Consider the following 12,175-nt stretch of genomic DNA (forward strand, 5'->3'; position numbering starts at 1 on the left):
TTCCTTAATCAATACAAGTGCTGTGCCAATTATTGCCCGCGTTTGCTCACCATGATGTAAATGGTTTTGAAAATAATGAACAGATCCATTTTGATCCATTGCAACGGTGAGCTAAGTGCCAAGGCATAGGCATGATCCCAGGCTATCTTGTTTTTGACGTCTTCCAGGCTGCTGTCATAGCCCTGGCTGACTTGAGCCAGACCGGTGAGTCCTGGTTTCAAGCCGGCTGTTCGCTCGAGATAAAATGGCAATGCATTTTGCAATGTGCCACAAAACTCCGGCCGTTCTGGTCTTGGGCCGATTAAGGCCATATCGCCTTTGATGACATTGATAAACTGGGGAAGCTCATCCAACCGAGTGACGCGGAGAAAATGGCCAATGCGGGTTATGCGAGGGTCATTCTGCTGGGCCCAGGTGGCACCTGACTTTGACTCCGCGTTGTGGGACATAGAGCGAAACTTGATGACATCAAACAGTTCCACTTGCTCTTCGCTGATCCTACCCACCCGCATTTGGCGATAGAACACCGGTCCTGGGGAGTCGAGCTTGATCAATAAAGCAATCAACGGCCATAACGGCAGGGTTAAAATCATGCCGGTTGTGGCCAGCAAGATATCACTGGTGCGCTTGAGCAGTTGGGTGGACTGTGCTTGATAGCCCGATAGTGGAGGGAGATGGCGCCAGCCACTGCGAAAGTGGCCCATGAAATAACGGAGCATTCCGACCAATGATGCAGCATAGCCGCTGACAAAATAGTGCAGCTTGTCGGTCAGCTTGTTGTGCAGGCCGAAGAGTGGCAGGGCGGCTGCTATATACCCGGCTGTTTGCAAGGCTGTCAGTGTTTGGGCCAGGAGGGAACCTTGGATTGCCATGCCTAAAGACAATAGGAAATAGCCGATCAAGATAAACGGCATCAGTGTCCGTAGCGCTTTACCTGAGGTAAATAGCCAGCGCGTGCCATGATGGGCGTGGCGGAACACGAAGCGGCAGCGGATCAACTGTTGCAGGTTGCCGGCCCCAATACGTTGGCGGCGCTGGTAGGTATCTTGAGCGGTGGAAGGGGAGAGTTCGACACTGTTGATATAGTTGTTGAACTGCACCTGATAGCCCTGCTTGATCACCAGCATGGTCTGGATGAAATCGTCATTGATGGTATCTTCCGGCAAAGTGGAAAACAGCGGGGCCCGAACAATATAGAATGCCCCGTTGCCTCCCATCACGCTGCCGAGCTTCGATTCGGTTTGGCGAATTGAATTCTGCCACTGCCAGTATTGCTGCTCGCCGTCGGTGGCTTCGGCCAGCAGGTAGTTACAGGTCAGTGCCCCGATTTCGGGGTCGCTAAAGCTCTCAGCCGCCTGGGTAAGGGCATCAATGGAGAGCAACGCCGAGACATCTGACATTGCGATTAAGTCGACCTTGCCTTTGACTAAGTTGAGCAGTTGATTGATACGAACTACTTTCCCCTTGTTGTCAGTCTCAACGATACACTCCAGCTGAACACCTGCCTGAGAGTACTTTTCCTGCCAGGCCTGAATCCGATCAGCAGTATTGTCACTGCAGCCATCACAGCATATCCAGACCGACAACTTCTCTGGCGGGTAATCCTGCATCAGCAGGTTGGCGAGTTTATCTTCGATAAACTCGTCCTCATTGTGGGCAGGGATGAGAATCGCGATCGAGGGTAAGCCTGCCGGTTCGCAGGAGGGCGGCTCGTCTATACCGGCCTCTTCTTCTGCGGTGGTTGGCGTTTTTCGGCTCAACCAGATCATCAACCCGGTATAAATGACATGGTGATAAATAATCACGATGGTTAGTGCGATCAATACAATCCAGCTAATGCTCATAGTTATCTTCCCTTATTGGTTAGCGAGCGATTCGTAGGAGGCTGCCATTTCCCGCACATCGGCCAAACGACGAATATATTGTGTGGTTTGCTGGCAATCATGGATTGGCATGCTGAGCTTGTCTTTCAAGGTTTGAGCAAGCAGTGTGGGTTGCTCAGCAGGGATCAGGTGGCCACTGTGAGGACAAATCAAGTCTGGGATACCGCCAACTTCGGTGGCAATAACCGGTTTTCCGCAGGACTGAGCTTCAAGCAATGCCAGTGGGAGCCCTTCTTGACGCGAAGGCATGCAGAAAAGATCAATGGCATGGTAGAAGCTCAGCATGTTGTCACAACGGCCTAGCCAGTGAACACGACCGGTAAGCCCCAGTTGTTGCGACAGGTGCTGTAATTGCTTTCGTTCAGGGCCTTGGCCGGCAATAACGACCTGGTAAACCTCGGGTAATACCGCAAGTGCCTCAAGTAAGGTATCGATCCCTTTCTCACGCACCAAGCGACCGGCACAGCCAATGATCAACTTGTTGGTGGGGAGCTGAAGATGGTGTCTTGCCTGGGTAGCTTGCCCCGGCGCATAGTACTGGGTGTCGATCCCGTTGATAATAACGTGATCGGCAATGATCCCTTGTGTTTTAAGGTGATCGGCAACGCGGGGGGCGTCTGCAACAAGCTGGATGTTGCTGCCAGCTAACAGACTACGGGTGAGCAGGCGCTGTTTGGGATCGTCAAGATGCCAGCTGTCGTGCTCGGTTTGGATGTGGGTGAGCCCTTTTAGCCCTAGGCTGGCTGCGCGGCTGTAGAGTAACGGACCCAAGTGGTGGGAGTGGATCACCTTGGCTTGCAGTGTGCGAATAAGCCGCCGTAATTTGAAAACGGTTTTTACATCGCGACCATGGGGCTTATCGAGGAAATACAAGCTCTCGGTGAGCGGTGCCAATTCCGGCCATTGTTCGATAGCCTGCTCTTTACTGCCTTCCAGCGCGACGACATACACCTGATTGTCAGGAGAAGCGAATCGCACCAGATTGAGTACCAGCCGTTCAATACCGCCGGGACTCAAGTGCTGGACAACCTGAAGAGTAGTGGTAGTCATGACGTCTCCTCGGAAAAGTGGGGAATGCGAATGAGTACTGGTGCTTTGGCCAAGCGGATAATCTGCCGGCTTTGGTATAGCCGGGTATCTAGTAGCTGTACGGCGCAGACCAGTGACAGTCCAAGCCCGAGGCCGACAAAGATACCCAAAGTGAAATTGAGCCACCATGGCCAATTCAATGGGTGGCTCGGCACGCTGGGGCGGGCAATGATTTTGAGCTTGTCGGGCTCTTCGAACCGTCCTAGTTGGCCGGTTACCTTGGCCATCTCGTATCGCTCTAGCAGTTGGTTGTATATTTTGGCCTTAACGTCATAGTTGCGTTGCAATACGGTCAGCTCTTTCTCCAGTTGGGCAAACTCGGCCCGTTTATCTTGCAAGCGTGTAGCCTGGGACTCCAATAGCCTTAGCTCTCCTTCCAGTGACTGAATTTGGCTTTCTGCCTGTTGCAACTGCTCGAACTGGCTAATCAATATAGGCTGGTTGGGGTTATCGAGTTGCTGGGTATTGCTGGCGATGCGCTGCCACAGCTGGCCAACTTCCTGGGCATTGAGTGACTGCTGCTGATCAACAAGGCGGGCGCGCTCTTGTTTCAGGCGATTCAGCTGGCGAAGTATGGCTTTTACTGAAGAGTGGCGGTCGGTGTAGCTGGCTCTGAGAATCGCCAGCTCAGCTTCGGCTTTGACTATTTCGGCTTCGAGCATACCGACAACCGGGTTGGTACTGGCGAGACGGTTATAGAAGTTATCCCGTTTGGCTTGGGCGTTGAGTAGATCGAGTCTGGTTTCCTGGATCAGGGTATTTATCTGGGCGTCATTTTGGATCCGACTTCCTTGTAACTGGGGTAAGTTGCCGGCATTGTCTGATTTAAATGTTGCCAAGGCAGTTTCGGCATTTTCCAAATCGATTAATGTCGATTCTAGCTGTTGTTGTAAGAAGAGCTCGGAGCCGTCTATCGAAGCGCGACCGGGGGCACGGAGTTTATCGAGGAACAGCTCGGAGAGTTTGTTGAGGATTTCTGGCATCTCTTTAGGGGTGTGCCAGTTCAGGCCCAGCTGAACCAAGTCATTACCGATCAAGTTGACGCTGAGGTTGCTGTTGAGCTGGCTGACCACGGCGCTGATCTGGTTTAGGCTATGAGTCGGTGCCAACTTAAGTTCGATAGCAACCTGTTCGAGGACAAATTGGCTATGGAGCAATACCCGCAGTGCTTTGATCCGTTTTTGCAGATTCATCGAAATAGACAAATCCTCCAAGAACGGGTTTAGCATTGCAGCCTCCTGAACCAGAATCGTGGTTTGGGCATAGTAGCGCTTGGCCTTTATAGACCCACCTGCGGTCATGAGTAACGGCATGATAAGCATGGGTAGCAATAGCAGGTAGCGATGATTCCACAAGGCCTGCAATAGCGGATATAGCTTGGCAAAGAGTTGGGCTCTCATGGGGACTGCCTTTGCAATATCAGGGTATCGGCGGTCTGATTGGGGGCGTATTCCAGGTGCAAGGGGATGTTCTGGCTATTTGACAGTTTGCTGACGGCCTGAATGCGCTTTTGACCTTGCAGCAGCGCCTCAAACGGATTGCTCAAATCTGCCGGTGCCACTTTAGCGACAAGCTGGTGGTAGGGGGTGTCGGCTAAAAAATCACTGATCTTGCGTTGTTGCTCCGCTGTCAGTGAAGTTTGCTCCGGGCTGAAAAAAAGCGTTAAGGTGATCTGCTTGGGTTGTGACGCACAGCCAAATATCAACAGGCAACCAATAACAATGAGTATCCTTTTCATTTTTCCCCCGGTCTTTGTTTATTTGCTGCTTCATTTATTGGTAGCAAAAAAAGTGCCCGAAGTTAGGGAAATTGTAATCCGACGTCTGAAATATTTGGCATGGTGCGTTAAGGCTTAGTGAGATAAGCGTTGCTCAATAACCTCAATGGCTTGTGCGGCACGGCATTCCCAGCTCTCATTGGCAACAATCTGATAGGCGCGTTTCGAATGGCTCTGTCTTTGATAAGGTGTCCATTGGCTGTATTGGTCGATCGCATTTAGCCACTCTGTTTCGCTGGTGGCCGTGGTAATGACAGAGCGGTAGGGTGTGGTTGCCGGGAAGGCGCTGCTGATCACCGGGCAGCCAGCAGCCAAATATTCACGCAGTTTTAGTGGGTTACAGGCCCGGATCTGCTCATTATCAATAAAGGGCAGGATCGCCATGGTCCAGTGTTGTAGATAGCGGGCTAGCTGCTGGTGGGGTTTGGCTGGGAGCAGGGTGATATTTTCTTGTTGGCGTAGCATGGCAGTGTCGCAATCTTGGCGACCGATGAAGTAGAAATGGATATTGGGCCGAGCCTTAGCGAGCTTGATGATCAGAGTTTGATCAAGCCAGTTATTCAGGCTGCCATAAAATCCAATGCAGGGGCTAGATGGGTCTATGTCCTCCGGACAGTGGGTGGGTTTCGCAAATTGCGATAAATGAACGCCGTGCGGTAGCAGAACGGTTTTGCGAACGGGAAACTTCGCGAGCAGGGCGGGGCTGCAGGCAAAAATGATATCAGCCCGAGCAATAAGCCGCTGTTCGGCTGTGGCGGCAAGTTGATGATCCACCCCAGCCAGTGCGGTAAAGTCATCCCCGCAATAATAAACCACCAAATCGCTGTCACAGATATCAAGGTAATCGACGGCACTTGGTAGCGCGGCCCATACTATACGGCGGTATGTTTTTTCTGACAGTTGCCTTTTCAGTAGATGGCTGTTGAGTGCTTTAAGTATTGGGTGCTGTGCCATTGGCCATACCAAAGGTTTGATGATTGTGGTGGGTTCGTCTAATAGCCCATTTTGTTCTGGGGCTGTATTGTTGCTTCTGGAATCGGCACTTCGTGTTGTCACTTTTTCCCACATCCGCCGTAGATCCCGGTGGTTCAACGTGGGTTGGCGCAAGCCGATGGAGTTGATCCAGTGAACATCATATTGCTGTCCGATAGCTTGCAATAGATGCTGGCTACTGGACGGGTGGCGCCCCCAGTCTTCACCAAACACAAGAAATTCCATGCTAATACTCCAGTTGCTTGATGACTTTCGCTGGATTACCGCCAGCCAGTACGCCGGGAGGTATATCTCGGGTTACGACACTACCTGCGGCGACCACGCTACCTTCACCGACAGTGACCCCAGCCATTACCATCACACCGGTGCCAAGCCAGACATTGCGACATAGGTGAATATCACCGACTTGTTGCTCGGTATCCGGTTTGCCTTGGGCTCGGGCTATGGGGTCTAACGGATGGCCGGGAAACCCAGCGAGAAACACTTTGCTCGCTAGCCTGACATTGTCGTCGATGCGGATAGTAGACCCAACCGCAAGGATGTTTTGCCAGCCGATATCGACATTGTTACCCACGGTAAGCCGGGGTGTTTGGTCTCCCCACGTCCGTCCGCAGTACGTTGCGATACCAGACAGCCGACATTGTTCTCCGAGGTGGATTTCTAAGGGGCCGAGGATCTGCGGCATGCCACAGTCGAGGTGCAGGTGACGGGGCCGGTTGGCAAGGCGGGAGATAAACATCGGGGTGAAATAGCCCTTTTGCAAAATGCAATGAAGGCTTTGTTTGATGGCTAAATGCAGGTGGTACAAGCCGCGGTGCAAAAGTGGAATACAAGGTACATAGCTGCCACGCAGCTGCCGGACTGCGCTCTTGAGCATGGAAAAATGATTGGGTGCCAGATGGGCCTTAACGAGTGCACGCATAATTTGCCTCCTGATTTAAGGTAAGCCTGTCTAAGGCCAGTAGTAGCCCGATTAAAATATACAGGGGCCAAGTGGTGCCTTGGGTGAGGAAGGTGCCACTGACACAAAATGATAAGGTGCCGAGCCACAGCCCCTGGGCCAGTGGTTTCATCTCATGATGTTCAAGTCGCTTGAGAAGCTGGTAACTGACACGCAGGGCACCAATAACCATTAGCAGGAATAGTACCAACCCGACGAAGCCGGTTTCAGAAAGGACTTGGAGCCAAGTACTGTGCACTGCGTGATTCTTGCCGTCCCAGTGCGGCGAATAAAAATAGTAGTTGTAGTAGAAGTTGTTGAGGCCGACACCGGTGAATGGGTTGCTGACAGCCATATTAAAGGCGGCTTGCCAGGCGTAAATCCGTCCCATCGCTGATTCATCAATCCCCGATTCAGCCGCTCCGCCTGAGCTCCGGTCACTGATCCCGGCCAATGCGACCAGCGCCAATAACCCGATCCCACTGATGATGGTGGGTAACACAATAGAGCGACTTCTCATTAGGGTCATGGCAAAGACCACGCAGGCAATACCCAGTAACCCGCCCCGGCTTTGGGTTGCGAGTACACTCATTATCATGATAATCAGCACAATCATGGACAAAACCCGTTGCCATTTCGGGCCGTGGAAACTGTAGGCCATGGCAAAGGAAACTGGAAATTGCAGTACCAATGCCAAGTCATTGGGGTCCCCGAGCATCGAGCCGATATCCCGGCCAATGGTGACCCGAGTTCCCTCGACAAGACCAATGCCATTGGCTTTGTTGAACAGAGCCAATCCACCGATCAACAAGCCACTGAGCAAAAGGAGGTAAGGAATGATTTTCAGCTGTGGTAGGCGTTGTGGCAGCCAGCTGATAGCGAACACCATGATAACGATTTTGATAAAGTTGCCGTTGAAGCTGGCAAAAGCTTCGCCACGGTTGCTCGCGCAAAGGCAGGAGACCAACACCCAAGCGCTAAATAGCAAGAATAACGTTTGTAACCGGTGCCAATTGATTGTCTCCCTCTGCAACCATAGCTGCCACCCAAGTCCGGCTAGGCTCGCTAAGGCCAAGAGTTGGGGGATCTTCAGCGGCATGAGCAGAGGAAAGGCTTCATGGATCCTGAAGTAGGAAAAAATAATAAACCCGACACAAATGAGGAATGCCTGGTTAATGACAAAAGGTAAAGCAAAAAGCAGGCTTACCAGTAATACCAAGTTGCCCTGAGACATCCAGAAAAAGAAAATCAGTCCGCTGCTGGTAAGGGCGAGAAGCCACTGGTTCTGCTTATTCATAGTGCTTAGCCTGCCCCTAATGAATTATTAAGCTTCTTTTGGCGATTCTGAGCGAGCTTTCTTTGCCCCCAGGGCCAGCAAATTTGGCCAATTAACAGCAGTATGCATAAAACTTCGGAGGCTGGGGACGTTTGATAATGAGCCGCCAGCAACAAAATGATCAGGCTATAGCTGGCTGCTAGCCGGCAGAGGGGATAGGGCAAGGGCAGATAATACTGACTGCAGTAATAAAATAAGCCCAGGCGTAGAAGTTGTAGCCCTATACCTGCGCCTATAAATACGTAGAGGCCATATTGTGGAAGGATGAAGAATAAGATTCCCAATGCGCAGCAGGCACTGAATACACCGATCAGCACCACGCTTTTGCCGTCTTTCTGGTGGTAGCAACCGATGTTGAGCAAGGTGCTGGCATGCTTGAGCATCATCAAGATACCGAGCAGTGGTAGCATTTCTGCACTGGCGTGAAAATCCTCAGGAAGCCACCACAGTAAAAATCGCGAACCGACCGTAATGATCCCTGCCGTCACCAAGCAGCTCAATTGGCATCCTATTATGCTGATCTCCGCGGCTTGCTGGCGATCTTCTGCCGTATCGATTAAGCCAAAGCGTTTGGGAAACCACCATAGGCCAAAAGGTTCGAGTAACAAACTCGCAGCAATAGCCCATTGTATTGCGACAGCGTACGGCGCCAGTAAGCTCAGCCCTAGCATATCTGCGATGGCCCAGCGTTCAGCGCCGATGACAACAAAGCTCAGTATTCCAGATAGGGTAATCGCCCGGCCATATCGAAAAAAAAGCCGGATATGGCCTAGCTTTGGGGCAGGGAAATGCTTGGCTAAGACGATAACCTGTACTATCTGGGCGACGAGCCCGGCAGCCATTATCCCCTCAACGCCATATTGGGGGGTTAACAGCACTACGCCTAAGCCTTGAATAAGAGCGAACACGATTTGTGCAGCGACAAAAAGTTTGGCTTGATTGCGGATCCGTAGAATCGCCAAAGGGACGCAGCATAGGGTGTTGAGAAACAGGGTTGTGAGCAGGCAATGCAAGGCAAATAAAGGTGGTTCGCCGGGTAGGAGTTGCTGTAACCAAGGTACCGACAGTTGGGCGATAATCGTTAGCCCTCCTGCAATAGCGAGAAGCAGCCCCAGTGCACCGCGAAAAATGGTGTGTTGATTTTGCTGTTCATGGGCGAAGCGGTAGATCGCATCACTGATCCCAAAGGACATGATCAATGTCAGTAAACTGCCCAAGGCGACGAGTACATCCAGCCGGCCAAATTGTTCGGGCCCCAACCATTGGGTCACAAAAGGCTGCAGGATTAAGGCAATAAGCTTGCTGCTGATCAAGCCAATAGCGTATACCGCCATGGTCAGGGCTGGGGTCATAATGCATCCACCTGTGCTGACAACCTTTTGGCTTGGGAAAGGGCGGTAAATTGCGCCATGACTTGGTTGAAGGCTTTTTTCCTGAGCTTGGCGATGTTGTCGACAGGCTCAAGCCGATGCGCAGCCATCGTTTGTGCCAAGGCTGTATGATCATCCATGGGGACCTGGTGGCCATATTGGTTTTCAAGGATTTCATTGCAACCAGCCAGATCGGTAGTGATGACGGGGAGCCCTAATGCCATCGCCTCTTTGATAACCAGTGGGCCGGTGTCTTTGTCGCCGTTGGGAGCGATAGTAAAAGGAGCGACCAAGGCTTTATAGTCATTGGCATGTTGCCGATACCACGCAGCTTCTTTGCGGCCTAAAAAGTGAATTTGGGAAGCGACGCCCTGCTGGTGGGCCTGTTGTTGTAATTGAGCCAGTAACGGGCCATCACCGACAATATCTAAGGTCGCGTCGGGCGGAAGTTGACTAAACGCTTCAATCAGTGTGCCCAGCCCCTTCTTCTCAACTAATCGTCCGATAAACAGAAAGTCTTTTTTAGGGCTCCAATCTGCTGTTAGAGGGGGGTACAGGGCTGAATCAACCCCGCAAGGTATATGCAAAACTGGACGTTCAGTTGCAGCTTGCAGTTCAATTTGCATTTCTTTGGTGACTGCACAGACGAAATCGGCCGCTTGCAGTTTGCTGGTAATGTCTTGCGGTGTGGCATAAATGTCTGCGCCATGACCAACGAAAGAGACGGGAATATTGAGTAGCTTGGCTGCCACGATTGCCGTTGCGGTACTGTGCCAGGCAAAGTGGGCGTGAAGGTGCTCGCAATTGTCCCTTTTGGCTAAGTGAGCCAGCTGTAATCCTTGGCGTAGTAGTGAAAGGTAGGTAAATCCGCGCTGCTGCCTGATAAATTCATGGCAACGGAAGCTATTCCAGATCTCTTTAATTGGGTATTTGGGAGCAGATGAAAGATACCGACAGTGCTGCTTAAGCTCCTCATCTGCCGGTTGGAAATGCTGGCCGGGGCTGAAGGCGTAAGGCTGAACTGCATGACCCAGTGCTTTCATCGCTCTGATCTCTACACCAACAAAGGTTTCAGATAGCGTCGGGAATACGGGGATCACATAACCAATCTTTTTCATTACTCCATCCTCATGGTTTCCGGTCAAACACACTTTGCGCCATGCTGTACTTTGTCTGAGGGGGCTCTAATGAGTTACCCGCTTCCCTTACTTATCCAATATTGATGCCAACACGTATTGGCGTATGGATTGCATTGGGTTAATGACGGAGACAATCAGAAGGTGGATGTGATGAGCTCAAAAACAGAAGTGAGTGTGGTGATACCCAACTACAATTGCCTGCCAACCTTGCCAAGAGCAATAGAGAGCATTCGGATGCAAGGTGTACCGGTTGAGATTATCGTCGTTGATGATGGCTCGAATGATGGCTCGAAGGAGTGGTTAGCACAGCAGGCTGACATCAAGCTGCTCATTACCGAGCGGCTAGGGGCATCACACGCAAGAAACCATGGGATTGAGCATTGTTCTAACGATCTTATTGCCTTTCTTGATGCTGATGATTACTGGTTGGAAAACAAATTGTCCCAGCAGTTATCACTGCACCACCATTGTCCTGAGCTGGTATGCAGCTTTACAGATTACATGCATATGACTGAGGCGGGGCAACCTATTATTGGATGCTTTGATTATTGGCCGCTTTTTCGCAAACAACTCAGTCCCGGACCGGTATCTGTTTTTCCTTTTTTCACACCATTGCTCTTTGCCGAAAATGTGGTGGGTACCAGTACCGTGATGGTGAAGAAACAGATCTTGTTCGACGTGGGGGGATTTGATGTTAGTTTGAAGTCAGCCTCTGATTGGGACTTGTGGCTAAAAGTGGCTGAGAGAGGATCGGTAGGGGTTCTTAATGTGAATTTATGCCACTACATTTCGGATAGAGCGGATGCGATCAGTCGGGATCATAGTAAACGCCTCAATGCGATGAAGCAGATACTGAACAAGCACCGTTCCAAAGTCAGTAAACACCCAACAGCTATATTGGCGGGCTATTTACGTTGGGTGACGGGAAAAGCCGAATACAATCGATTGAGAAAAGCCTATCATTTCTCAGCTTGCCAAGAATTAGTGGTACTTTGTCTCCAGCCTAGCAAGCAAAGAGTGAAAGCGGCTGGTAGGGATATTTTGAATGTGTTGTCGTTAAAATGAGCCAGTCATTATAGAGTGGCTTGTTTTTTGCGCTGTCGGTGTTTTTTTCTTTTTTTATACTTGCCAATCATTATTCTCTCTCTATAATGCCGCATCACCGACACGGAGAGCGGCGCTGAAAAGCCCACTACCGAGCGGTAAGGGAATAAGCCAAGAAAATAAACTTAAAAAGTGTTTGACACGAAAGTTTGTTTGGATAGAATGGCTGCCCTGTTCAACGAGAGTTTGCTTCGCTAAGAAGTTGATAATAAGTTGAATATTTTGTTCTTTAACAATTTGACCATGCAATCTGTGTGGGCACTCGTGAAATGATAGTCAACAAAAGAATTATCAATGAAACTGAGTGACCAATACAATTTAAGTTTACTGCTTCGGTAGTGAAAGTAAGTTGGCACAGTCAATTCAATCATTACTTCGGTAATGGTTTAACAGTATTTCATTGAGCCAAAACTTTAATTGAAGAGTTTGATCATGGCTCAGATTGAACGCTGGCGGCAGGCCTAACACATGCAAGTCGAGCGGCAGCGACAACATTGAACCTTCGGGGGATTTGTTGGGCGGCGAGCGGCGGACGGGTGAGTAA

The 12,175-nt window shown here is 50.7% G+C and carries 10 protein-coding genes and 1 rRNA gene; 2 read left to right on the top strand and 9 right to left on the bottom strand.

Translation table 11 applies throughout. The features are described from left to right. Positions 1-29: 29 nt before the first annotated feature. From L4D79_RS29395 to L4D79_RS29435, 9 genes are all read right to left on the bottom strand, one after another. Positions 30-1,844 (bottom strand): sugar transferase, encoded by a 1,815-nt coding sequence (locus L4D79_RS29395; protein ID WP_428657279.1) that lies wholly within the window; start codon positions 1,842-1,844, stop codon positions 30-32. A 12-nt stretch (positions 1,845-1,856) separates the two neighbouring features. Then, positions 1,857-2,933: a glycosyltransferase gene (locus tag L4D79_RS29400; RefSeq protein WP_428657281.1), complete on the bottom strand. Its 1,077-nt coding sequence runs from the start codon at positions 2,931-2,933 to the stop codon at positions 1,857-1,859. Beyond that, entirely contained in the window at positions 2,930-4,372 is a 1,443-nt protein-coding gene (locus L4D79_RS29405) for a sugar transporter (protein WP_428657283.1), read from the bottom strand. Before L4D79_RS29405 ends, L4D79_RS29400 begins: the two co-directional genes overlap by 4 nt. Then, complete coding sequence (locus tag L4D79_RS29410) at positions 4,369-4,710, bottom strand: putative periplasmic lipoprotein (RefSeq protein ID WP_428657285.1); 342 nt, start codon at positions 4,708-4,710, stop codon at positions 4,369-4,371. Before L4D79_RS29410 ends, L4D79_RS29405 begins: the two co-directional genes overlap by 4 nt. A gap of 114 nt (positions 4,711-4,824) precedes the next feature. After that, a complete protein-coding gene (locus L4D79_RS29415) occupies positions 4,825-5,967 on the bottom strand; it encodes a glycosyltransferase (RefSeq protein ID WP_428657287.1) in 1,143 nt (380 codons plus the stop codon). A gap of 1 nt (position 5,968) precedes the next feature. Then, positions 5,969-6,664, bottom strand: coding sequence for an acyltransferase (locus L4D79_RS29420; protein ID WP_428657289.1), 696 nt, complete (start codon positions 6,662-6,664; stop codon positions 5,969-5,971). Next, entirely contained in the window at positions 6,648-7,979 is a 1,332-nt protein-coding gene (locus tag L4D79_RS29425; RefSeq protein WP_428657291.1) for an O-antigen ligase family protein, read from the bottom strand. The genes L4D79_RS29420 and L4D79_RS29425 overlap by 17 nt, the downstream gene beginning before the upstream one ends. Before the next feature lie 5 nt (positions 7,980-7,984). After that, on the bottom strand, positions 7,985-9,370 hold the full coding sequence (locus tag L4D79_RS29430; protein ID WP_428657293.1) for a lipopolysaccharide biosynthesis protein: 1,386 nt from the start codon (positions 9,368-9,370) through the stop codon (positions 7,985-7,987). Further along, positions 9,367-10,506 carry a glycosyltransferase family 4 protein gene (locus L4D79_RS29435; protein WP_428657295.1) on the bottom strand — a complete coding sequence of 380 codons (1,140 nt, stop codon included), beginning with the start codon at positions 10,504-10,506 and terminating at the stop codon, positions 9,367-9,369. The genes L4D79_RS29430 and L4D79_RS29435 overlap by 4 nt, the downstream gene beginning before the upstream one ends. A 171-nt stretch (positions 10,507-10,677) precedes the next feature. Here L4D79_RS29435 and L4D79_RS29440 point away from each other — a divergent pair, with 171 nt between their 5' ends. Together L4D79_RS29440 and L4D79_RS29445 are read left to right on the top strand one after the other, a co-directional pair. Next, positions 10,678-11,592: a glycosyltransferase family A protein gene (locus L4D79_RS29440; RefSeq protein ID WP_428657297.1), complete on the top strand. Its 915-nt coding sequence runs from the start codon at positions 10,678-10,680 to the stop codon at positions 11,590-11,592. Between the two features lie 453 nt (positions 11,593-12,045). After that, positions 12,046-12,175 (top strand): 16S ribosomal RNA (locus L4D79_RS29445); the annotation flags it as partial.

Source organism: Photobacterium satsumensis, assembly GCF_050336935.1.
Taxonomy (GTDB): Bacteria; Pseudomonadota; Gammaproteobacteria; order Enterobacterales; family Vibrionaceae; genus Photobacterium; species Photobacterium satsumensis.

Coding starts and splice junctions, on each gene's coding strand:
- L4D79_RS29395 (WP_428657279.1), bottom strand. CDS start 1,844: ATGAGCATTAGCTGGATTGTATTGATCGCACTAACCATCGTGATTATT.
- L4D79_RS29435 (WP_428657295.1), bottom strand. CDS start 10,506: ATGAAAAAGATTGGTTATGTGATCCCCGTATTCCCGACGCTATCTGAA.
- L4D79_RS29400 (WP_428657281.1), bottom strand. CDS start 2,933: ATGACTACCACTACTCTTCAGGTTGTCCAGCACTTGAGTCCCGGCGGT.
- L4D79_RS29420 (WP_428657289.1), bottom strand. CDS start 6,664: ATGCGTGCACTCGTTAAGGCCCATCTGGCACCCAATCATTTTTCCATG.
- L4D79_RS29430 (WP_428657293.1), bottom strand. CDS start 9,370: ATGACCCCAGCCCTGACCATGGCGGTATACGCTATTGGCTTGATCAGC.
- L4D79_RS29440 (WP_428657297.1), top strand. CDS start 10,678: ATGAGCTCAAAAACAGAAGTGAGTGTGGTGATACCCAACTACAATTGC.
- L4D79_RS29405 (WP_428657283.1), bottom strand. CDS start 4,372: ATGAGAGCCCAACTCTTTGCCAAGCTATATCCGCTATTGCAGGCCTTG.
- L4D79_RS29425 (WP_428657291.1), bottom strand. CDS start 7,979: ATGAATAAGCAGAACCAGTGGCTTCTCGCCCTTACCAGCAGCGGACTG.
- L4D79_RS29415 (WP_428657287.1), bottom strand. CDS start 5,967: ATGGAATTTCTTGTGTTTGGTGAAGACTGGGGGCGCCACCCGTCCAGT.
- L4D79_RS29410 (WP_428657285.1), bottom strand. CDS start 4,710: ATGAAAAGGATACTCATTGTTATTGGTTGCCTGTTGATATTTGGCTGT.